At 74.0% G+C, this 20,631-nt stretch carries 20 protein-coding genes and 1 pseudogene; 8 read left to right on the forward strand and 13 right to left on the reverse strand.

All coding sequences use genetic code 11. The features are described 5' to 3' along the window. Positions 1–162: 162 nt before the first annotated feature. A complete protein-coding gene (glnII, locus tag ABTZ17_RS29665) occupies positions 163–1,194 on the reverse strand; it encodes a glutamine synthetase (protein ID WP_352198843.1) in 1,032 nt (343 codons plus the stop codon). A 170-nt stretch (positions 1,195–1,364) separates the two neighbouring features. Between glnII and ABTZ17_RS29670 the strand changes: the two genes are divergently transcribed. Next, complete coding sequence (locus ABTZ17_RS29670; RefSeq protein ID WP_352198844.1) at positions 1,365–2,294, forward strand: Gfo/Idh/MocA family protein; 930 nt, start codon at positions 1,365–1,367, stop codon at positions 2,292–2,294. Between the two features lie 50 nt (positions 2,295–2,344). Here the strand turns inward: ABTZ17_RS29670 and ABTZ17_RS29675 are convergent, their stop codons facing one another. Together ABTZ17_RS29675 and pdxR are read right to left on the reverse strand one after the other, a co-directional pair. Continuing rightward, entirely contained in the window at positions 2,345–2,929 is a 585-nt protein-coding gene (locus ABTZ17_RS29675; protein WP_352198845.1) for a hypothetical protein, read from the reverse strand. A 102-nt stretch (positions 2,930–3,031) separates the two neighbouring features. Then, positions 3,032–4,417: a MocR-like pyridoxine biosynthesis transcription factor PdxR gene (gene pdxR, locus ABTZ17_RS29680; RefSeq protein WP_352198860.1), complete on the reverse strand. Its 1,386-nt coding sequence runs from the start codon at positions 4,415–4,417 to the stop codon at positions 3,032–3,034. Between the two features lie 408 nt (positions 4,418–4,825). Between pdxR and ABTZ17_RS29690 the strand changes: the two genes are divergently transcribed. Beyond that, positions 4,826–5,083, forward strand: a complete 258-nt coding sequence (locus ABTZ17_RS29690; protein WP_352198846.1) for a hypothetical protein — start codon at positions 4,826–4,828, stop codon at positions 5,081–5,083. Positions 5,084–5,294: 211 nt separating this feature from the next. Next, positions 5,295–6,431: a Fic family protein gene (locus tag ABTZ17_RS29695; protein ID WP_352198847.1), complete on the forward strand. Its 1,137-nt coding sequence runs from the start codon at positions 5,295–5,297 to the stop codon at positions 6,429–6,431. 194 nt (positions 6,432–6,625) lie between these two features. Here ABTZ17_RS29695 and glnA read toward each other — a convergent pair whose 3' ends face one another. Beyond that, the gene (glnA, locus tag ABTZ17_RS29700) at positions 6,626–8,035 is read right to left on the reverse strand and encodes a type I glutamate--ammonia ligase (protein ID WP_352198848.1); all 1,410 of its coding nucleotides are present in this window, start codon (positions 8,033–8,035) and stop codon (positions 6,626–6,628) included. A gap of 240 nt (positions 8,036–8,275) precedes the next feature. Between glnA and ABTZ17_RS29705 the strand changes: the two genes are divergently transcribed. Beyond that, positions 8,276–8,743 carry an RDD family protein gene (locus tag ABTZ17_RS29705; RefSeq protein ID WP_352198849.1) on the forward strand — a complete coding sequence of 156 codons (468 nt, stop codon included), beginning with the start codon at positions 8,276–8,278 and terminating at the stop codon, positions 8,741–8,743. A 232-nt stretch (positions 8,744–8,975) separates the two neighbouring features. Here the strand turns inward: ABTZ17_RS29705 and ABTZ17_RS29710 are convergent, their stop codons facing one another. The 5 genes from ABTZ17_RS29710 to ABTZ17_RS29730 form a co-directional block, all read right to left on the reverse strand. After that, a complete protein-coding gene (locus tag ABTZ17_RS29710) occupies positions 8,976–9,674 on the reverse strand; it encodes a DUF4191 domain-containing protein (RefSeq protein WP_352198850.1) in 699 nt (232 codons plus the stop codon). A 19-nt stretch (positions 9,675–9,693) separates the two neighbouring features. After that, positions 9,694–9,882 (reverse strand): SCO2195 family GlnR-regulated protein, encoded by a 189-nt coding sequence (locus ABTZ17_RS29715; RefSeq protein ID WP_352198861.1) that lies wholly within the window; start codon positions 9,880–9,882, stop codon positions 9,694–9,696. A 259-nt stretch (positions 9,883–10,141) separates the two neighbouring features. Further along, positions 10,142–11,101 (reverse strand): lipoyl synthase, encoded by a 960-nt coding sequence (lipA, locus tag ABTZ17_RS29720; protein ID WP_352198851.1) that lies wholly within the window; start codon positions 11,099–11,101, stop codon positions 10,142–10,144. A 162-nt stretch (positions 11,102–11,263) separates the two neighbouring features. Further along, the gene (lipB, locus tag ABTZ17_RS29725) at positions 11,264–12,064 is read right to left on the reverse strand and encodes a lipoyl(octanoyl) transferase LipB (protein WP_352198852.1); all 801 of its coding nucleotides are present in this window, start codon (positions 12,062–12,064) and stop codon (positions 11,264–11,266) included. 65 nt (positions 12,065–12,129) lie between these two features. Then, positions 12,130–12,429: a hypothetical protein gene (locus ABTZ17_RS29730; RefSeq protein ID WP_352198853.1), complete on the reverse strand. Its 300-nt coding sequence runs from the start codon at positions 12,427–12,429 to the stop codon at positions 12,130–12,132. Positions 12,430–12,616: 187 nt separating this feature from the next. On the opposite strand from ABTZ17_RS29730, the gene ABTZ17_RS29735 reads away from it, so the two are divergent. Then, positions 12,617–14,062 (forward strand): NsdA family TPR-like regulatory protein, encoded by a 1,446-nt coding sequence (locus ABTZ17_RS29735; protein WP_352198854.1) that lies wholly within the window; start codon positions 12,617–12,619, stop codon positions 14,060–14,062. Positions 14,063–14,133: 71 nt separating this feature from the next. Here ABTZ17_RS29735 and ABTZ17_RS29740 read toward each other — a convergent pair whose 3' ends face one another. From ABTZ17_RS29740 to ABTZ17_RS29750, 3 genes are all read right to left on the reverse strand, one after another. Further along, positions 14,134–15,402 carry an FAD-dependent oxidoreductase gene (locus tag ABTZ17_RS29740; RefSeq protein ID WP_352198855.1) on the reverse strand — a complete coding sequence of 423 codons (1,269 nt, stop codon included), beginning with the start codon at positions 15,400–15,402 and terminating at the stop codon, positions 14,134–14,136. 218 nt (positions 15,403–15,620) lie between these two features. Further along, a complete protein-coding gene (locus ABTZ17_RS29745; RefSeq protein ID WP_352198856.1) occupies positions 15,621–16,523 on the reverse strand; it encodes a TIGR01777 family oxidoreductase in 903 nt (300 codons plus the stop codon). Positions 16,524–16,551: 28 nt separating this feature from the next. After that, entirely contained in the window at positions 16,552–17,202 is a 651-nt protein-coding gene (locus ABTZ17_RS29750) for a VIT1/CCC1 transporter family protein (RefSeq protein WP_352198862.1), read from the reverse strand. 173 nt (positions 17,203–17,375) lie between these two features. On the opposite strand from ABTZ17_RS29750, the gene ABTZ17_RS29755 reads away from it, so the two are divergent. Beyond that, the gene (locus ABTZ17_RS29755; protein WP_352198857.1) at positions 17,376–18,488 is read left to right on the forward strand and encodes a PP2C family protein-serine/threonine phosphatase; all 1,113 of its coding nucleotides are present in this window, start codon (positions 17,376–17,378) and stop codon (positions 18,486–18,488) included. Between the two features lie 385 nt (positions 18,489–18,873). Here the strand turns inward: ABTZ17_RS29755 and ABTZ17_RS29760 are convergent, their stop codons facing one another. Continuing rightward, entirely contained in the window at positions 18,874–19,527 is a 654-nt protein-coding gene (locus ABTZ17_RS29760) for a TetR family transcriptional regulator (RefSeq protein ID WP_352198858.1), read from the reverse strand. Positions 19,528–19,658: 131 nt separating this feature from the next. On the opposite strand from ABTZ17_RS29760, the gene ABTZ17_RS29765 reads away from it, so the two are divergent. Next, positions 19,659–20,429, forward strand: a complete 771-nt coding sequence (locus ABTZ17_RS29765; RefSeq protein ID WP_352198859.1) for an SDR family NAD(P)-dependent oxidoreductase — start codon at positions 19,659–19,661, stop codon at positions 20,427–20,429. A 118-nt stretch (positions 20,430–20,547) separates the two neighbouring features. Beyond that, positions 20,548–20,631, forward strand: a pseudogene (locus ABTZ17_RS29770) (restriction endonuclease); the annotation flags it as partial.

Genomic DNA, 20,631 nt, shown 5'->3' on the forward strand with positions numbered 1-20,631 from the left:
GCGGACCAGGTGCGCGAGGGAGTCGGCCAGCCAGTCCAGCTACTCGGCGTGGGTGGGCAGGAGGGCGCAGCGGACCAGGCCGTCCGCACGGCACCGTGCGGACGCTCCGGACCACCGCGGCGGACGGCGTCCCGGAGACCGGGCCCCGTCCGCCGCGGAGCGTCAGACCAGGCCGTCCTTCTCCAGGCCCGTGCAGCAGGTGTCCGTGATGAGGCGGGTCACCACGTAGGGGTCCACGTTGGCGTTCGGACGGCGGTCCTCGATGTAGCCCTTGCCGTCCCGCTCCACCTGCCACGGGATGCGCACCGAGGCGCCGCGGTCGGAGACCCCGTAGCTGAACTCGTTCCAGGGGGCCGTCTCGTGCAGACCCGTCAGGCGCTCGTCGATGCCGGCGCCGTAGTTCTTCACGTGGTCCAGCGGCTTGCTGCCCTCGCCCAGCGCCTCACAGGCCGAGACGATCGCCCGGTAGTCCTCGCGCATGGCCTTCGTGGAGAAGTTCGTGTGCGCGCCGGCACCGTTCCAGTCGCCCTTCACCGGCTTCGGGTCGAGGGTCGCCGACACGTCGAACTCCTCGGCCGTGCGGTACAGCAGCCACCGGGCCACCCACAGCTGGTCGGCGACCTCCAGCGGGCTCAGCGGGCCCACCTGGAACTCCCACTGACCCGGCATGACCTCGGCGTTGATCCCGGAGATCTCCAGGCCCGCCGCCAGACAGTGGTCGAGGTGCTTCTCCACGATCTCGCGTCCGAAGATCTCGTCGGAGCCCACCCCGCAGTAGTAGCCGCCCTGCGCCGCCGGGAAGCCGCCGACCGGGAAGCCCAGCGGGCGGGCGCCGTCGAAGAAGGTGTACTCCTGCTCGATGCCGAAGATCGGCTCCTGCCCCGCGAACTTCTCCGCCACCGGACGCAGCAGCGCCCGGGTGTTGGAGGAGTGCGGGGTCATGTCGATGTCCAGCACCTCGCACAGGACCAGCAGGTCGTCGCCGCCGCGGATCGGGTCCGGGCAGGAGAACACGGGCTGGAGCACCCGGTCGGAGGCGTGGCCCTCGGCCTGGTTGGTGCTGGAGCCGTCGAAGCCCCACACCGGCAGGGACTCCAGCGGGCCCGGCGCACCCGCGATGATCTTCGTCTTCGAGCGGAGCTTCGCGGTCGGCTCGGTGCCGTCGATCCAGATGTACTCAGCCTTGTAAGCCACGGGGCCCATCCTTCGGTGCGTCGCTCCGGCGCAGACTCGTGCGGGTGCTGCGGTGATGCCCGCAGCGTCCCAATCCGCGATTTCCCGCCCGTTGCCCGCTTGTGAATCCCGTGTTACCGAGGTTTCAGCGCCTCCCCGGCGTGATCGGAGCGGTGATGCACACTGGGCGCGTGAGCATTTCATACGACGGGAACACCGCCGCCGCGCCGCCCGGACGCCTCCCCCGGATCGGCCTCCTGGGCACCGGCCCCTGGGCCGCCCGCACCCAGGCCCCCGCCCTCGCCGCCCACCCCGGCTGCGAGTTCGCCGGGATCTGGGGCCGCCGCCCCGAGGCCGCCGCCGAGCTCGCCGCCCCCTACGGCGTCCCCGTGTACGAGGACCCCGAGAGCCTGTCCGCGGACTGCGACGCCGTCGCCTTCGCCCTCCCCCCGGACGTCCAGGCCGACCTGGCCGTGCGCGCCGCGGCGGCCGGCTGCCACCTGCTCCTCGACAAGCCCGTCGCCACCGGCACCACGGCCGCCCGCGCGGTCGCCGAGGCCGCCGCGAAGGCCGGGGTGGCCTCCGTGGTCTTCCTCACCCTCCGCTTCGCCGAACCCGCCGCCGGCTGGATCGCCGAGCAGGCCGCCACCGGCGGCTGGTTCACCGCCGACGCGCACTGGTACGGCTCCCTCTACGACCCTGACGCGCCCGCCAGTCCGTACGCCGACTCGCCCTGGCGGCGGGAGCGCGGCGGCCTCTGGGACGTGGGCCCGCACACCCTGTCCGTGCTCCTGCCGGTCCTCGGCGACGTCACCTCCGTCACCGCCGCCCGCGGCCCCGCCGGACTGGTCCACCTGCTGCTCCGCCACGAGTCGGGGGCCACCAGCACGGCCGCCCTCACCCTCGCCGCCCCCCGCGCCGCCGCCGGGGTCGGCCTCGAACTCCGCGGCACCCACGGCGTCACCACCCTGCCCGACTGGGAGGACGTGCCCGGCGCCTACGGCCGCGCCGTGGACGCCCTCCTCACCGCCGTCCGCACCGGCACCCCCGACCCCCGGGACGCCGCCTTCGGGCTCCGCCTCACCGAGATCCTCGCCGAGGCCGAGGCGGCCCTCGACTGACCGCCGGGGCCCGTCCCGCCGGGGCCGTCCGGCGGGACGGGCCACGGGCCCTACTTGATGAAGGCGTTCGCGGCCACGATGGCGATCCCGATGGCCGCGTCCGCCACCCCGATCAGCAGGGCCGAGGCGAGCCCGTAGCCCAACCGCGCCGCCACGAAGCACCCCCAGGCGAACAGCAGCGCCGTGTTCAGACCCAGCCCCAGCGAGGTCACCGACTCCTGGTCCCACCCCCAGACGCCGGCCGCGAACAGCAGCAGCGCCGTCGGCAGGGCCGCCGCCACCAGCGGCCACTCGTCCACCAACGCCAGCCACAGCAGCCGCCACCGGTGCCCCGCCGAGCCCCGCTGGTGGGTGGCCATGTGGTGGGCGTACCCGTGCGCCAGCCCGGCCGCCGCCGCCGTCACCAGCACCCAGGTGCCGTCGTAGTACGGGGCGAACTCCTCGCCCTTGCGCTGGAGGGCCGCCAACAGGGCCCCCGCCAGCACCGTCCCGTACACGCCGCCGAACATCCAGTCCGCACCGCGCCGTTCCCCCGGCGGATGCCCGTGCGCGTGACCGTGCGCGTGCCCGGGAGGCTGTCCGTGTCCGTGGTCGGGGACCGGTCCGGACGGGCCGGGTTCCGCGTGCTCGGTCAACCGGGTTCCTCCGCCTCCGCAACGGCCCCCCGCGACCCGGCCACCGTACGAGACGCCGCTCCCGCCCGGCCCCGGACACGCCCGGCCCGTCCGGACCGCCCTTCAGGAACCGGCGGTCAGCTCCGCCACCACCCCGCCCAACACTTCCAGCGCCCGCCCGAACGACCGCTCCGGAGCCGCCGCGTACCCCACGACCAGCCCCTCCCGCGGCGCACCGGACGCCGCCGGGTGCCGGTACCCCGACAGCCCGTCCAGCCCCAACCCCGCCGCGCCCGCCGCCCGCACCGCCGCCGCCTCCGTGCCCGGCGGCAGCTCCAGCACCGCGTGCAGCCCCGCCGCGATCCCCGTCACCCGTACCGCCGGGGCCCGCTCCGCCAGGACCGCCACGAGCCGGTCCCGCCGCTCCCGGTACACCTGCCGCATCCGCCGCACGTGCCGGTCGTACGCCCCGCAGCCCAGGAACTCCGCCAACGCCAGCTGGTCCAGGGCGCTCGCCCAGGACTCCCGCGCCCCCTTCGCCGCCAACACCCCGTCCACCAGGGCGTCCGGCAGCACCAGCCATCCCAGCCGCACCGCGGGCGACAGGCTCTTGCTCACCGAACCCGCGTACACCACCCGCTCGGGATCCAGCCCCTGCACCGCCCCGACCGGCTTGCGGTCGTACCGGAACTCCCCGTCGTAGTCGTCCTCCACCAGCACCGCGTCCCGGGACCGCGCCCAGGCCACCGCGGCCGACCGGCGCGCGGGCAGCAGCGGACCGCCGGTGGGGAACTGGTGGGCCGGCGTCAGCAGCGCCGTGCGCACCGTCGCCGGCAGCCCGGCCAGTTCCGCGGTGCGCGCGCCCTCGGCGTCCACGGACAGCGGGTACGGGCGGACCCCGGCGGCGTCGAGGATCCCGCGGTGGAAGTCCAGCCCGTACTCCTCCACGGCCCAGCCGTCCGGCCGCAGTCCGGCCAGCAGCCGCAGCCCGTTCGCGAAACCGGAGCAGACCACGATCCGCTCCGGATCGGCCCGCACCCCGCGGGCCCGCGCCAGGTACTCGGCCAGGGCCAGCCGCAGTTCGGGGCGGCCCCGCGGGTCCCCGGGTCCGAAGGCGTCCACCGGGGCCGCCGCCAGCGCCCGGCGGGCCGCGGAGGCCCAGGCCGTGCGCGGGAAGGAGGCCGGGTCCGGGGCGCCCTGCACCAGGTCGAAGCGGGGGGCGGGCGTCGGGGCCGCGCCGGGCCGCCGGACGGGCGCGGCGGCGGGCGGCGGCGCCACCCGCTCGGCCACCCGCGTGCCCGAGCCCTGCCGGGCCGTGAACCAGCCCTCCGCCACCAGCTCCGCGTAGGCGTCCGCGACCACGTTCCGGGCGATGCCGAGGTCGGCGGCCAGGCTGCGGTAGGGCGGGAGCCGGGTGCCGCCCGGCAGTCGGCCGCCGCGCACCGCCTCCCGGAGCGCCCGCGTCAGCACCGTCCGTCTGCTGCCGGTGCCCGCCAGTTCCAGGTGCAGATCGCTGCCGAGGACCGAGGTGACGGCGGGTGCCGCGTCAGGGTCCGTTGTCTGTGCCTCCGGTACGTTCCCCACACCCGGAACCCTAGGGCCTGTCGTCGGACTCCCGCCCGTCCCGGAGCCGCACGCGCCGGCTACGCGGAGCGGGAGAGGGCCTCCCGGACCGCCTCAGGGGTGCGCGCCGGCAGGGCGGTGCGGTCGTCAGCGGTGATGACGGGCCGGCGGGTGCAGGGCGCCGCGGCACTTCGAACGGGCGGGACCGATCCGGATCTCCATGGCCCCACGCCACCCGCCGGCCCCCTTCGCGGACCTCGTGAAGTGGCCGCTGGCCAGGGGCTTTTGTCAGTGCCCCGCAGTAAAATCGAAGCAGCAACACACCGTCCGACACCGCCCTTCGGGAGGCTGCCGATGACCGCTGCCGTATCCGTGTCCCCGCCGCAGAAGAAGGCTCTGCCGGCGGGCCTGCCCCGCGAGTGGTACGAGACGCACAACCGCCGGCTGAAGGCGATGCGCCTGGCGATCTACCTGCTGGACACCGGCACGTACGACGCCAAGCGGGCCACCAACCGCAAGATCCGCACGATGGCCGTCCGCACCGGCATCCACCGCCCGTCGAACACGACGTGCAAGCTGGTCCGCGGCTTCATAGAGTCCAGCCGGCCCTGACGACCCCGGCGCGGAGCGTACGGAAACGACGTGTGCCGCCGGCCCGTGGGGGCCGGCGGCACACGCCGTACGCTGCCCGGGACCGGGGCGGCGCGGGCCGGTGCCCACATGGCGGGGCGATCCTGCGGCGAGTGGGCCGGCCCGAGGGCATGAGGAGCGGGTCGGACCTCTCCACCTTGGCTGGATGACACAATTATGGTGTCATCTTGACATGTTGTTCCATGTGCCCACGCTCGACTCCACCGATCTGCGCGTACTCGAAGAGATCGAGACGATGCGCCACGACCTGCGCCACCATGTGCGCCCCAGCGTCCGGTGGACGAAGATGCTCCGCCGCAACTTCACGGCTCGCGCCATCGCCGGATCCAACGCGATCGAGGGCTACGCCGCCTCGGTCGACGACATCGAAGCCCTGATGGCGGGCGAGGAGCCACTGGAGACCGGCGAGGAGACGCGCCGGGAGGTCGATGGCTACCAGCGGGCCATGACCTACATCCAGCACCTCTCCGATGCCGGAGGAGAGTTCCGCTACGACCTGGGCTTGATCAACGCGATCCACTACATGATCCAGGAGCATCATCCGGAAAAGCGCCCTGGTCGGCTTCGCAAGGGTCCGGTCTACGTCACGAGCCCGGATGACTCCACCGTCTTCGACTACACCGGTCCGCATCACGACCTCATCCCCGGGCTCATGAAGGAACTGGTCGACTGGCTCAACGAAGGCGACCTCGACGCGCCGGTACCCGTCCGAGCGTCCATGGCTCACCTGAACCTCGTCAAGATCCACCCCTGGGCTGATGGCAACGGCCGCACTTCCCGCTCCCTGTCGACGTTGGTGTTCTCCCGGGAAGACCTGATGCCCCCGGAGTTCTCGTCGATCGAGGAGTGGCTGGGACGCGCGCAGAACACCTACCGGTACTACGACGTGCTCAAGGAGGTCGGCGGCGAGGTGTGGAGTCCCGAACGCGACTCGGGCCCGTGGATCAAGTTCACCCTCCGGGCACATCACATGCAGGGGCAACAGGCCAAGCGTCAGGTCGACGTCGCGAACCGGGCCTGGATCGAACTCGGCGAGGAAGTGGCTGCCGAAGGCCTGGACGAGCGGATGCTGTACGCCCTCCTGCCCGCGTTCTGGGGCGGACGCGTGCGGCGCACCCTCTACCAGCAGGACGCGGAACTGAGCCAGCAGCAGGCCATTCGTGACTTGCGTGAGATGGTGCGGCTGGAGTGGTTGGAGCCCCAGGGCCAGGCGCGTGGCCGGTACTACAGGGCAGGTACCCGCATGAAGCCGGTCCTCCACGCCGTCCGGCGGTCGACGAAGCCGCCCGTCGACCCGTACCGGAACTGACCTGCGAAGCACCCCTTTCGTGGAGGACAAGGGGCCTTCTCGCGGCCCTGCGGCAGGAAACGATGAGGCCCCGCTCCTCTGCGTGGAGAGGAGCGGGGCCTCGACCGGCACTGCCGGACGTCGTCTCCGCGTTTCACCGGGGCTTCCCCGGACCGTATGCCCCTAGGGGTGACGGGCCCGGGTCCACCTGGTTCCTAGAGGTCGAAGTAGAGCTCGAACTCGTGCGGGTGCGGGCGCAGCTGGATCGGGGCGATCTCGTGGGTGCGCTTGTAGTCGATCCAGGTCTCGATCAGGTCGGGGGTGAAGACACCGCCGGCCAGGAGGTACTCGTGATCCTCCTCCAGGGCCTTGAGCACGGCCTCCAGGCTGGTCGGGACCTGCGGCACGGCCGCGTGCTCCTCGGGGGACAGCTCGTAGAGGTCCTTGTCGATCGGCTCCATGGGCTCGATCTTGTTCTTCACGCCGTCGAGGCCCGCGAGGAGCAGCGCCGAGAAGGCGAGGTACGGGTTCGAGGACGGGTCCGGCGCGCGGAACTCGACGCGCTTGGCCTTCGGGTTCGAGCCGGTGATCGGGATGCGCATGGCGGCGGAGCGGTTGCGCTGCGAGTACACCATGTTGATCGGGGCCTCGAAGCCGGGGACCAGGCGGTGGTAGGAGTTCACCGTCGGGTTGGTGAAGGCCAGCAGCGACGGGGCGTGCTTGAGGATGCCGCCGATGTAGTAGCGGGCGGTGTCCGAGAGGCCCGCGTAGCCGGTCTCGTCGTAGAAGAGCGGCTCGCCGCCCTGCCACAGCGACTGGTGGACGTGCATGCCCGAGCCGTTGTCGCCGAAGATCGGCTTCGGCATGAAGGTCGCGGTCTTGCCGTTGCGCCAGGCGACGTTCTTCACGATGTACTTGAAGAGCATCAGGTCGTCGGCCGCGGCGAGCAGCGTGTTGAACTTGTAGTTGATCTCGGCCTGGCCGCCGGTGCCGACCTCGTGGTGCTGGCGCTCCACCTGGAGGCCCTGGGCGTCGAGCTCCAGGGAGATCTCGGCGCGGAGGTCGGCGAAGTGGTCGACCGGGGCGACCGGGAAGTACCCGCCCTTGTAGCGGACCTTGTAGCCCCGGTTGTCCTCCTCCTTGCCGGTGTTCCACGCGCCGGCCTCGGAGTCGATGTGGTAGAAGCCCTCGTTCGCGGAGGTCGCGAAGCGCACGCTGTCGAACACGTAGAACTCGGCCTCGGGGCCGAAGAACGCGGTGTCGGCGATGCCGGTGGAGGCGAGGTACGCCTCGGCCTTCTTCGCGATGTTGCGCGGGTCGCGGCTGTAGGCCTCACCCGTGATCGGGTCGTGGATGAAGAAGTTGATGTTCAGCGTCTTGTCGCGGCGGAAGGGGTCCAGGCGCGCGGTGGACAGGTCGGCGCGGAGCGCCATGTCCGACTCGTGGATGGCCTGGAAGCCGCGGATCGAGGAGCCGTCGAAGGCCAGCTCCTCGGACGGGTCGAACGCCTTGGCCGGGATGCTGAAGTGCTGCATCACACCCGGAAGGTCGCAGAAGCGGACGTCGACGAACTTGACGTCGTTGTCTGCGATGTACTTCTTGATCTCGTCGGCGTTCTGGAACATCCAACTCCTCCTACCCCCGCCCTGGGGAGAGGACGGGTTGCGTAGCTCGTGGTGCAGCCAGTGCGGTGGTGCACGCTGACCCGACCATAAGCAGACGGGATTTCTCAAGCATGACCCATTTGTTTCGCACAAGTTAACCGGGGTCGCGGCCGGCGTGCCGCGCCGCCGGGCAGGACGGGCCGGCCGGAAACCCCCTAGGGGCCCAATCGTCGCTTAAACGGGCACGGGTACCGTGGGGGCGTGGACAAGAGGCAAGCAATCGGATCCTGGCTCAGCGGGCCCAAGGCCGCGGCCGAGGACATGGGTGTCGACTTCGGGTACCCGGGCGAGCGGATGGGCCTGCCGCAGGAGGGCCCGGGTTCGGTCGCGCGGTTCGGCAGGCGGCTGGGGGCCCTGGCCATCGACTGGATCGCCTGCCAGCTCATCGCATACGGCCTGATCACGCGCGGTGACATGGGGAACGCGGGGGAGTGGACCCTCGGGGTGTTCCTCCTGATGAGCCTGCTGACCGTGGGCACGGTGGGCTCCACCCCGGGCAAGCGGCTGCTGGGCCTGCGGGTGGTCTCGGAGCAGGGCGGGCGGCTCGGTTTCGGGCGGGTGCTGGCGCGGACCCTGCTGCTGGCGCTGGTGATTCCGGCCGTGGTCTGGGACCGGGACGGCCGTGGTCTGCACGACCGGGTCGGCCGCGCGGTGCAGGTGCGCATCTGAGGTCCGGGTACGCGGCCCGGCCCCCGGATGCGCATCCGGGAACGCGGGGAGCCCGTGGGGCCCCTGAGCGCCGCGGACGGGGGAACGGAGCGACGGCCGTCGTCGCCGCGCCGTCGGCGCGGGCGGCGGGCGCGGGAACGACGTGCGGGAACGAGGACGTGCGGGAACGAGGCGAGGGCCCCGGAGACCAGGTGGTCTCCGGGGCCCTCGGCGTTCCGGGCGCGGGCCCGGATCAGCGCATCTTGCCGCCGCGCGGCATCTTCATGCCCTTCGGCATGGGGCCCTTCGGCAGCGGCATGTTGCTCATGAGGTCGCCCATGGCGCGCAGCCGGTCGTTGACCTGGGTCACCTGGGGGCCGCCGAGGACGCGGGGGAACTTCAGCAGGGTGGTGCGGACCTTCTTGAGGGGCACCTCGCCCTCGCCGGTGCCGACGATGATGTCGTGGACCGGGACCTCGGGGAGGATGCGGGCCATCCGCTTCTTCTCGGCGGCGAGGAGGGCCTTGACCCGGTTCGGGTTGCCCTCGCCCACGAGCACGATGCCGGCCTTGCCGACCGCGCGGTGGACGATGTCCTGGCTGCGGTTCATGGCGACGGCCGGGGTGGTGGTCCAGCCGCGGCCCACGTTGTCGAGCACCGCCGCGGCGGCGCCCGGCTGGCCCTCCATCTGTCCGAAGGCGGCCTTCTCGGCGCGCCGTCCGAACACGATCGCCGTGGCCAGGAAGGCCACCAGCAGACCGAGGATGCCCAGGTAGACCGGGTGACCGAGCAGGAAGCCGATCCCCAGGAACACACCGAGGGTGAGGAGTGCCACGCCCGCGAGGATGAACCCGATCTTCGGGTCCGCGCGACGGGTCATCTTGAACGTCAGTGCGATCTGCTTGAGTCGCCCGGGGTTCGCGGACTCGCCCGCGTTTGCCTTGCTCGCCATGTAGCGAAGTTTACGTGCCCTACGGCGTACGGGAAGCCGCGGCCTCGAGTACGTGCTCGGTTTCCACGCGGTCGTGGGCCCGGCGGCGGTCCTCCAGCACGGCGCTCCACGCGTTGCGGCGGGCGGTCCGGATGAACAGCGTCTCCACGGCCCGGAAGGCGTCGGTGACGGTCGGGATGGCAATGGCGCGTACGGGCGCGGCCTGCATGATGACGATCCCTTCTCGGTGCTGCGCATCGGGGGTGAGTGCGGTGCGTGCAGCAAGCGTCACTGACTGGTGTTACCAGCGCGTGACCGGTCGGTCAAACGGCGGTGAAGCCTGGTGGGGCGCGTGTCGCGGTTCCGGCGGCGACCCCCGGAGACGACGGAGCGGCCCGGACCCCTCCCCACCTGGGGAGGAGTGCACGGGCCGCTCCGGTGCGGCGTTCGAACGGCGATTACCGTTCAGTAACCACTTGTGAGTGAGTTCACACGGTCCCGACGGGGCTGGTCCGCTTCTCCATGGCCTGCTGGTACAGGCGTCCGGCGCGGTACGAGGACCGGACCAGCGGCCCGGACATCACGCCGGAGAAGCCGATCTCCTCGGCCTCCTTCGCCAGCTCCACGAACTCGGCCGGCTTCACCCAGCGCTCCACGGGGTGGTGCCGCGGCGAGGGCCGCAGGTACTGGGTGATGGTGATCAGCTCGCAGCCGGCCGCGTGCAGGTCGCGCAGGGCCTCGCTGACCTCCTCGCGCTCCTCGCCCATGCCGAGGATCAGGTTCGACTTCGTGACCAGGCCGTACTCGCGGGCCTTGGTGATCACGTCGAGGGAGCGCTCGTAGCGGAAACCGGGACGGATCCGCTTGAAGATCCGCGGCACGGTCTCGACGTTGTGCGCGAAGACCTCGGGACGGGAGGCGAAGACCTCCTCCAGCAGCTCCGGCACGGCGTTGAAGTCCGGGGCCAGCAGCTCGACCTTGGTGTGACCGGCCTCGCGGTCCGCGGTCTGCTGGTGGATCTGCCGGACCGTCTCCGCGTACAGCCAGGCGCCGCCGTCGGCCAGGTCGTCGCGGGCGACGCCGGTGATCGTGGCGTAGTTCAGGTCCATGGTGACCACGGACTCGCCCACGCGGCGGGGCTCGTCGCGGTCCAGGGCCTCCGGCTTGCCGGTGTCGATCTGGCAGAAGTCACAGCGCCGGGTGCACTGGTCGCCGCCGATGAGGAAGGTGGCCTCGCGGTCCTCCCAGCACTCGTAGATGTTGGGACAGCCGGCCTCCTGGCACACCGTGTGCAGCCCCTCGCCCTTCACGAGGGCCTGCATCTTCGTGTACTCGGGCCCCATCTTCGCCCGGGTCTTGATCCACTCGGGCTTGCGCTCGATGGGGGTCTGGCTGTTCCGGACCTCCAGGCGCAGCATCTTGCGTCCGTCGGGTGCGACTGCGGACACGACCGGCGCCCCTTTCTGCTTCTCGCGGATCCCGCGGGGTTCCGCGGCATTCGATTCTGCGGCGCCCACCAGGGTACGCCCGTCATTCGTACGCTCTTACGTCCGGCCAACCTGCGACTGCCCGAGGGCATTCCCGCCGGTCCGTGGCCGGGCGCGGGTGGATCAGGTCGCGGCGGCCCGTTCGACCTCGCGGGGCCGCAGGTCGGCGTTCTCCAGGACCTCGGCCAGGTGGCGCTCCGCGACCGGCAGCACCTCCGCGATGGTCAGGTCCCGACCCAGCTCGGCTGCGAGCGAGGTCACACCGGCGTCCCGGATCCCACAGGGGATGATCCGGTCGAACCAGGTGCTGTCGGGGTTCACGTTCAGGGCGAAGCCGTGCATGGTCACGCCCTTGGCCACCCGGATGCCGATGGCGGCCAGCTTGCGGTCCTCGCGGCGCTGTCCGGCGTTGGAGGGGGCGTACTCGGGGCCGTTCAGCCGCGGGTCGAACTCCTCGTCCGTCAGGCGCGGGTCGAAGTCCAGGGAGAGGCCGCCCAGCGCGGGGCGCCGCTCCACCGGGTCGCCGAGGACCCAGACCCCGCTGCGGCCCTCGATCCGGGTGGTCTCCACCCCGAACTCCGCGGCCGTGCGGATCAGCGCCTCCTCCAGGCGGCGCACGTGCGCCACCACGTCCACCGGACGGGGCAGCTTCATGATCGGGTAGCCCACGAGCTGGCCCGGGCCGTGCCAGGTGATCTTCCCGCCGCGGTCGACGTCCACCACGGGGGTGCCGTCCAGCGGCCGCTCCACGTCGGCGGTGCGGCGGCCCGCGGTGTAGACCGGGGGGTGCTCCAGCAGCAGGCAGGTGTCGGGGGCCTCGTCGGCGAACCGCGCGGCGTGCACGCGCCGCTGCTCCTCCCACGCCCGCGTGTACTCGACGGCCTCGGGCCCGAAGCCCAGCCGGACAAACCGCAGCTCAGCCACCGCAGCGCCTCCTCATTGAACCTGCCGTGTGCACCTATCGCACACGGCAAGGGTACGGCGGCCCCTCATTCCCCCGGAGGGGGGCCGCCCCGCCGGGCCCGCGGGGCCCGTCCGGCGGGTGCGCGGCGGCGGCGCGGGCGGTCCGGGTCGTCCTCGGCGCGGGGCAGTTCCCGGTGGCCCTCGGAGTGGTCGTTCACCCAGCCGCACACCCCGCAGGCGTACCGGCCGTCGAGCCCGGCGATCAGGGTCCCGCAGCGCCGGCACTCCGCCTCGGTGATCTCCGGGGCGGGGAGCGGCTCCCGGCGGAGCGCGTCCTGCGGCCGGCCGGTCGGGCCGTGCGGGTGGGGCCGGTGGTGCGGGCTCATGTCGGGCAGCGTACGCGGGCGCGTAAGGCCCGGACGTAAAGGGGCGGACGTAAAGGGGCGGCACCGTTCTTCGCACGATCGGATGAATGTGGGGCAGAGCGGGCGGCGCGGGCGGAGTTGGCCGCTACATTCGCGCCGTTCATCAGGGCCGGTAGTCCGGTCAGGAAGTCAGGAGACCGTGGAGCCGATGACGGAACGACCCCCGCAGCGCGTCCCCAACCGGCAGCTCGCGTCACTGATCGCGGAAGCGGGCTTCTCCAACGCCGGTCTGGCCCGCCGGGTGGACCAGCTCGGCCTGGAACACGGTCTCGACCTGCGCTACGACAAGACCTCGGTGACCCGCTGGCTGCGCGGCCAGCAGCCGCGCGGCACCACCCCCGCCCTCATCGCCGAGGTGTTCACCCGCCGGCTCGGCCGCCGGCTGTCCGCCCAGGACCTCGGCCTCGACGCCTGCGCCCCCGTCTACGCGGGGCTGGAGTTCGCCGCCACCCCCGAGGAGGCCGTGGACATCGCCAGCGGCCTGTGGCGCAAGGACTCGGGCAGCCACACCGAGCTCCGCAAGATCGCCTTCACCCCGGCCGGACTCGTGGTGCCCAGCCGGGACTGGCTGATCGGCCGGGCCGACGAGCGGGTCGGCCGCGGCGAGCCCGTCCCGCCCGCCCACCGGGTCCCCGGCCAGGGCCGCACCGCCGCCGTTCCCCGACAGCGCCAGATCGACCGCGGCCCCGGCCAGCGGGTCACCGGCGGTGACATCGCGGCCCTCCGCTCCGTCGCCGAGCTCTTCCGCACCCTGGACCACGCCTACGGCGGCGGCCACGCCCGACAGGCCCTGGTCCGGTACCTGGAGCACGAGGCCGAGCCCATGCTCCGCGGCACCTACGGCGAGACCACCGGCCGCCGGCTCTTCGCGGCGGCGGCCGACCTGACCCGGCTCGCGGGCTGGACCTCGTACGACATCGCCGCGCACGGCCTGGCCCAGCGCTACTTCGTGCAGGCGCTGCGGCTCGCCCAGGCCGCCGGGGACCGGGCCTACGGGGCCTACGTGCTCGTCACCATGAGCCGGCAGGCCGTCTACCTCGGCCACGGCCGGGAAGCCGTGCAGCTGGCCCGGGTGGCCCAGCAGGGGGTCGGCGCGGGGGCGCCCCCGGTGATGCAGGCCCTGCTGCACGCGGCGGAGGCCCGCGGCCACGGGGTCCTCGGCGAGGTCCGCGCCTGCACCTCCTCCCTGGTGCGGGCCGAGCGCTCGCTGGCCGCCGCCCGACCCGGGGACGACGTACCGCCCTGGGCCCGCTTCTTCGACGAGGCCCAGCTCGCGGACGAGTTCGGGCACTGCCACCGCGATCTCCAGCAGTACCGGGCCGCCGCCCAGCACGCCGAGCGCTCCCTCCAGCTCCGGGCCCCCGGCTACGCCCGGTCCCGGCTGTTCTGCCGGGTGGTGCTGGCCACCGCCCGGCTGGGCCTCGGCGAGCTGGAGACCGCCTGCCAGCTGGGTGCCGAGGCCGCGCAGCAGGCCACCGAGATGCGCTCCGTCCGGGCGGTGGAGTACGTCCGCGACTTCGAGCGGCGCCTGGAGCCCTACCGGGACGCCGGGCCGGTCCGCACCTACCGGGACCGCGTCGCCGCCTTGCTCTGAGCCCCGACGGGCGGGTACGGGGGCGGCCGGGCGGTGCGGACCCGCACCGCCCGGCCGCCCCCGCGGTCGGCTCAGGCCGCGGCGGGCAACGGCACCGGGACCTCGGCCGCCGGCACCCCGAAGTCCCGCAGCACCGCCCGGGAGGCCCGCCGCGCCGAGTACAGGGCCCCCTGGACGGTGTTGGTGTCCCGGTGGTCCCCGCACACGTACAGCCCGGCCAGCACCCGCACCGGCCGCCTCAGGTCGTGCGGCGGGGGCATCGCCGGGACCGCCTCCGGGGTGTGGTGCACCGCCAACGTCTCCCAGTCCCCCGTGGACACCCCGTACAGGGCGGCCAGGTGCGCCCGCACCTCCTGCTCCGCGGGCGGCGCCCCCAGCACCGTCGAGGTCACCAGGGTCCGCCCGCGCGGAGCCCGGGAGGGGTCCACCGCGCTCATCACGGCCGTGTGCGCCACCGGCCCGCGCCGGTCCGCGTCCAGCAACAGGGCCGGCCCGGTCCCGGGGGCCTCCGGAGCCGTGTGGTGGAACACCGTCACCGGGTGGAACCCCGGCACCCGCAGCCCCGGCAGCAGGGCCGCCGCCGCCCGGGCCCCGGTGGCCAGCAGCACCGACCGACAGCCGAAGGTGCCGTGCTCCTCGGTGACCACCGCGCTCGTGGACACCGAACGGACCCGGACCCCGGTGTGCACGGTGCCCGGCGGCAGTCCCGCCGCCAACAGCTCCGGCAGCGCCGCCGCCCCACCCTCGGGCACCGCGAGCCGCCCCAGCGCGAAGGCCCGCAGGGCCAGGTCCGCGCAGCGCCGGGAGGTACCCAGCTCCGGATCGCAGAGCAGGGCCGCCAGCAGGGGCCGCAGCGCCCCGCCGAAGGCGCGGGGCAGGACCGCGGCGGCGGTGGCCTCGGGCCGGGCCAGCAGCCGCTCCACCGGGAGGGCCGCCAGTCGGGCCAGGGCCGAGCTCAGGCGGGCCTGGTCCAGGGAGCGGGCCCGCAGGGCCCGGGCGGTGCCGCGGGCCCCGGGCACGGCCCGGCCCCGGCCGCCGGTGACGAGCCCGCCCCGACGGCCCTCGCCCTGGAGCAGCACCCCCGGCGCGAAGGTGCGCAACCGCAGCTCCGCCAGGGCGGGGCTCCGGTCGAGTTCGGGATAGCTGGTGCTGAGGAGCTGTCCGATCCGGTCGAGGCGGAAGCCGTCCACGGAGTCGGTGGCCATGCGGCCGCCCGGCTCCTCGGCCGATTCCAGGACGGTGACGGTGACTCCGGCACCGATGAGGTGGTGTGCCGCCGACAGTCCCGAGACTCCGGCTCCCACTATGACGACGTCCGCGTGGTGTGCGCTGCTGAGCACGTGCCCCTCCCCGAGGTCGGCGCGGCTGGTGGCAGTCCTCTTTCCCCCAACGGGCCGAGGGAATGCCGCACTTCGCCGACGGACTGGGCGCAAGTCCGGTCGCATGCGGTCGCACGCCGGTCGCACGGCGGTGGCTTTCGGTCGTGTTCCGGGGGCGCGGGACCGCCGCCGACGGGGCGGACGGAACCGGGCCGAAGCCCCCGGAACCGCGCCCCCGCTCAGGCGTCCGGGCCGGTCAGCGCCGCGCGCACGGCCTCGTCGATCTCCGGGAAGGTGAAGCGGAATCCGGACTCCTGGAGGGCGCGCGGAACGGCGCGCTGGCTGCCGAGCACGTCCTGGGAGAGTTCGCCGAGAGCGATCCGCAGGGCGAACTCCGGGACCGAGAAGACCGTCGGCCGCCGCAGCACCCGCCCCATCGCCTCCGTGATCTCACGGTTGGTCAGGGCCTCGGGGGCACAGAGGTTGACCGGGCCGGCGACCGTACGGGTCGTCAGCAGGTGGCGGAGCGCGGCCACCTCGTCGTAGAGGGAGATGAAGCTCCAGTACTGTCGGCCGTTCCCCAGCCGGCCCCCCAGCCCCGCCTTGAACAGCGGGAACATCCGCCCCCAGGCCCCGCCGCCGGCGGCCACCACCAGCCCGTTGCGCGCCAGGACGGTCCGGACCCCCGCCGCGGCCGCGGGGGCGGTCGCCGCCTCCCAGGCCACGCACACCTCCGGCAGGAAGCCCTCGCCCGCGGGGGACCGCTCGTCCACCACCCGGTCCCCGGTGTCCCCGTAGTAGCCGATCCCGGAGGCGCTCACCAGCACCTCCGGCGGCTCCGGGAGCGCGGCCAGCGCGGTGGCCAGGGTGGTGGTGCCGCGCACCCGGCTCTCCCGGATCTCCCGCTTGTACGCCTCCGTCCAGCGGTGGTCCCCGATCCCCGCGCCCGCCAGGTGCACCACCCCGGTGCAGCCCTCGAAGGCGGCGGGGTCCACCGTGCCCTCCCGGGGGTCCCAGCGGGCCTCGTCGGCGGCGGCCGGGTCCCTGCGCACCAGGCGCACCACCTCGTGTCCGTCCGCGCGCAGGGAGCGCACCAGCGCCTTGCCGATGAGACCGGTCGAGCCGGTGACCACGATCCGCATGGGGTCATCCTGCCCCGTATCGGGCCGTTCAGGTGCCGATCCACCGCCCGACGGCGTAGGTCACGGCCATCGCGAGGGCGCCACCGGCGACGTTGCGGAGCACGGCCCGGCCCCGGGGGGCACCCCCGAGGGCGGCGCTCACCGTCCCGCAGAGCGCGAGGGCCAGCAGTACGGCCACCACGGTGACGGGCACCCGGAGACCGGGCGGCGGCAGGAGGATCGCCAGCAGCGGCAGCAGCGCCCCGAGGGTGAAGGCGAGGAAGCTGGCGCCGGCCGCGTGCCAGGGGTTCGCGAGGCCGTCCGGCTCGATGCCGAGCTCCAGCCGGGCGTGGGCGCGCAGGGCGTCGCGCTCGGTGAGCTGCTCGGCGGCCTCCCGGGCCACGTCCTCGCTCAGGCCGCGGGCGGCGAGGAGCCGGGTCAGCTCGTCCAGCTCCGCCTCCGGGTCCTCGGCCAGCTCCTGCCGTTCGGCCTCCAGGGCGGCCCGCTCGGAATCCCGCTGGGAGCTCACGGACACGTACTCGCCCGCGGCCATCGACAGGGAGCCCGCCAGCAGCCCCGCCACACCCGCCGCGAGCAGGGCGGACCGGGAGGTGGTGGCGCCGGCGACGCCCACCACGAGGCCGGCCGTGGACACGATGCCGTCGTTGGCGCCCAGGACCCCGGCCCGCAGCCAGTTCAGCCGGGTGCCGAGGGCGTCGGGGGAGTCCGGGGCGTCGGGGACGGGCTGCCCGCCGGGGCCGGGGGAGCCCCCGGTGCTGGTGTCGGTCACGGCATCCACTGTCCGGCCGGTGCCCGTCCGGGGCCACCCGGGGTGCGGGGGCGGGCGAGCCGATGGAGGGTGAAGGGGTGAGGGTGAGGCGGCACGGCGGTGCGGAGCCGGGCTGGCTGCGCGGGGCGCCGCCGCCGCGGTGGGCCCGGCTGCTGCCCGCGGCGGCGCTGGTGCTGCTGGCACTGGCCCAGGTGGCCACGCCCTCCACGGTGGAACTCGGCTTCTTCCTGGCGGCGCTGCCCCCGGTGGCCGCCTTTTCGTACGGGGCCCTGGGCACGGCCGTCTTCGCGGTGCTGGTCCTGGTCCTCCTGGGGGTGCACAGTCTGGGCGTGGGGGCCGCGGGGACGGTGGACCTGGTCAACGTGGCCGCGGTCGGACTGCTCGGCGTGGTGATCGCCTGGGTCCGCCGGCGCCGGGACGCGCAGCTGGTGAGCGTGCGCACGGTGGCCGAGGCCGCCCAACTGGCGGTGCTGCCGCCGGTGCCGGAACGGGTGGGGCCGGTGCGCTGCGCGGGCTTCTACCGGGCCGCGCAGCGGGGCACGCTGGTCGGCGGGGACCTGTACGACGTCCGGCAGGGGCCGTACGGGGTGCGGGTGGTGGTCGGGGACGTCCAGGGCCACGGGCTGGCCGCGGTCGGCACGGTGGCGGCCCTGCTGGGCGCCTTCCGGGAGGGCGTGCTCGACGATCCGGGGCTCGCGGCCGTCGCGGCCCGGCTGGACCGGCGGCTCGTCGCGGACGCGGAGGCCGCCGGGGTGCGGCACGCCGAGGTGTTCGCGACGGCCGTGCTGCTGGAGTTCCCGCCGGGGGAACCGGGGGAACGGATCGTCCGGGTGGTGTCCTGCGGGCACCCGCCGGTGGTGCGGGTCCGGGGACGCCGCGGGACGGAACTGGTGGTGGAGCCGGGGGTGCCGCTCGGGCTGGGACTGGCCGGCCTGGATCCGCCGCCGGTGGCCGAGGTGGCCCTGGAGCCGGAGGACCTGCTGCTGGTCCACACCGACGGGGTGACCGAGGCGCGGGACCGGTCCGGGACCTTCTATCCGCTGCTGGACCGGCTGCCCGGTCTCCTCGCGGTGGCCCCCGAACCGGCCGACCTGGTGAACGAGCTGTGGCGGGACCTGTCGCGCTTCACCGACGGCCCGGCGGACGACGTGGCCGTCCTGGCCCTCACCCGACCGGGGCCTCTGACGGGGGCCTAGCCCGGGCGTGCCGCCCCCGGGTCACGGTTGCGCTCAATCGCCGCGCGGGCTGGGGTTCGTTCCCGTGCGTGATCGTGTGCGGCTCAGGGGTGCGCTCAAACGCCGCGCGGGCTGGATTCGGCTTCCCGTGTGGGGTCGTCCTTCGGTCACGGATGCGCTCAATCGCCGCGCGGGCCGGAGTGTGCCTCCCGGCGTTTGGTGTCCGCAGGGGCCACTTCCAGCCCGCGCGGCGTTTGAGCGCGCCGTGAGCCGCGGACGGCCGCGGGCGGAACAGCCCCCTCCGAGCCCGCGCGGCGTTTGAGCGCATCGGTGACCCGCGGACGGCCGCGGACCTCGGCACCCCCAGCCCCCGAAGCCCCGACCCCCTGGCCCCCGCGGGCACGCGTCAGTGGAGGAGGCGCATGCCGCCGGTGAGTTCGTGGAGGCAGCGGACCGCGGTGTCGGCGGGGCCGCCGGGGCCGGTGGAGGGGGCGTCTCCGACGGCCCAGACCTCCAGGGCCACCCGGATCGCGTCGGTGGCGGCCGCCGCCAGGAGGCGTACCTCCAGCGGGTCGGCTTCGGGGCCGGCCAGTCGGGCCAGGACGGGTACGAGCTGCTCCTCGGAGTCCTGGTTGACCCGGTACCAGACGGCCCGCAGCGCCGGGTCCCCGGTGGCGGCGCGCAGCAGCCCGCGGGTCCAGCGCAGTCCCTCCTGCTCGTCCTCGGGGACGGAGAGGGAGGTGACCACGGCCCGCTCCAGCGCCTCGCGCAGCGGCACCCCCGGGGTTTCGGCCGCCAGCTGTCCCCGCCAGGCGTCGGCGCCGCCGGCGAGCAGCGGGGCCACCGCGTCCTGCTTGCTGCGGAAGTACCGGTAGAAGGTGCGCAGCGCGACCCCGGCGGCGCGGGCGATGTCCTCGGCCGTGGTGCCGTCGGGTCCGTGCTCGGCGAACAGGGCGCAGGCGGCCCGGGCGATGTCGAGCTGGGTGGCGGCCTTGCGGCGTTCGGTGAGGGATTTCGGGCCGGGTTCGGTGCTGGGCTGGTACGGGCGCGGAGATCTCACCCCCGCAGGGTACTCCCGAGGATCCCTGTCCGGCACCTATTGTCAAAGTGGCAAAACGTGCCATCATTTTGGAGTACCCCCGTCCCCTCCACCGTGCACCCCGTGCCCGTACTCCGACAGGGAGCCTCCCCATGAACCGCTACGCAGGCCGTCGCGTCCTCGTCACCGGCGCCGGTTCCGGCATCGGCCGCGCCACCGTCCACCGCATCCTCGCCGAGGGCGGCCTCGTCCACGCCGCGGACGTGTCCGAGGCCGGGCTCAAGGTCACCGCCGAGCAGGCCGCGGCGGCCGGTCACGGCGACCGGCTGACGACCGCCCCGCTCGACATCTCCGACGAGGCGGCCGTGGGGGTGGCCGTACCCGCCGCCGTCGCCGCCCTCGGCGGTCTGGACGTCCTGGTCAACGCCGCGGGCATCCTGCGCTCCTCGCACACCCACGAGACCGGCCTCGACCTGTGGAACCAGGTGATAGGCGTCAACCTGACCGGCACCTTCCTGATGGTCCGCGCGGCCCTGCCGGCGCTGCTGGAGGGCTCCGCCCCGGTCATCGTGAACTTCAGCTCGACCTCCGCCTCCTTCGCGCACCCGTACATGGCGGCGTACGCGGCCTCCAAGGGCGGCATCCAGTCCATGACCCACTCCCTGGCCGCCGAGTACAGCAAGCAGGGCCTGCGCGCCGTCTGCGTGGCCCCCGGCTCCATCGAGAGCGGCATGACCACCGGCCCCGGCCCCGGGCTGCCCGAGGACACCGACTGGAGCCTCTTCACCAAGCTGGCCCCGGCCCTGGGCCAGGGCTTCGCGGGCCCGGAGACCGTCGCGGGCGTGGTCGCCATGCTGGGCTCCTCGGACGGTGCCTTCATCACCGGCACCGAGATCCGCATCGACGGCGGCACCCACTACTGACTCGTCCCGGCCCCGCGCGACGGTCCCCGCCCGACCGTCCGTCCGCTACGGGCCGACCGACCCCGGCCCGCCCGTGCCCCCCGGCCCGGAGCGCCGGGCCCGCCCGCACCCCCCGCGGGACCCCTATGGACGGCTCTGGGTGATCCAGTGCAAGCACCGAAGGGACGGCTGGTCCGGGAAACCCGTGGGCACGCCAGCTCTC

This window comes from Streptomyces sp. NPDC097619 (assembly GCF_040302735.1).
Classification (GTDB): domain Bacteria; phylum Actinomycetota; class Actinomycetes; order Streptomycetales; family Streptomycetaceae; genus Streptomyces.

Coding starts and splice junctions, on each gene's coding strand:
- ABTZ17_RS29690 (WP_352198846.1), top strand. CDS start 4,826: ATGACCGCTGCCGTATCCGTGTCCCCGCCGCAGAAGAAGGCTCTGCCG.
- glnA (WP_352198848.1), bottom strand. CDS start 8,035: ATGTTCCAGAACGCCGACGAGATCAAGAAGTACATCGCAGACAACGAC.
- ABTZ17_RS29745 (WP_352198856.1), bottom strand. CDS start 16,523: ATGCGGATCGTGGTCACCGGCTCGACCGGTCTCATCGGCAAGGCGCTG.
- ABTZ17_RS29715 (WP_352198861.1), bottom strand. CDS start 9,882: ATGCAGGCCGCGCCCGTACGCGCCATTGCCATCCCGACCGTCACCGAC.
- ABTZ17_RS29765 (WP_352198859.1), top strand. CDS start 19,659: ATGAACCGCTACGCAGGCCGTCGCGTCCTCGTCACCGGCGCCGGTTCC.
- ABTZ17_RS29730 (WP_352198853.1), bottom strand. CDS start 12,429: ATGAGCCCGCACCACCGGCCCCACCCGCACGGCCCGACCGGCCGGCCG.
- ABTZ17_RS29710 (WP_352198850.1), bottom strand. CDS start 9,674: ATGGCGAGCAAGGCAAACGCGGGCGAGTCCGCGAACCCCGGGCGACTC.
- ABTZ17_RS29735 (WP_352198854.1), top strand. CDS start 12,617: ATGACGGAACGACCCCCGCAGCGCGTCCCCAACCGGCAGCTCGCGTCA.
- ABTZ17_RS29695 (WP_352198847.1), top strand. CDS start 5,295: ATGTTGTTCCATGTGCCCACGCTCGACTCCACCGATCTGCGCGTACTC.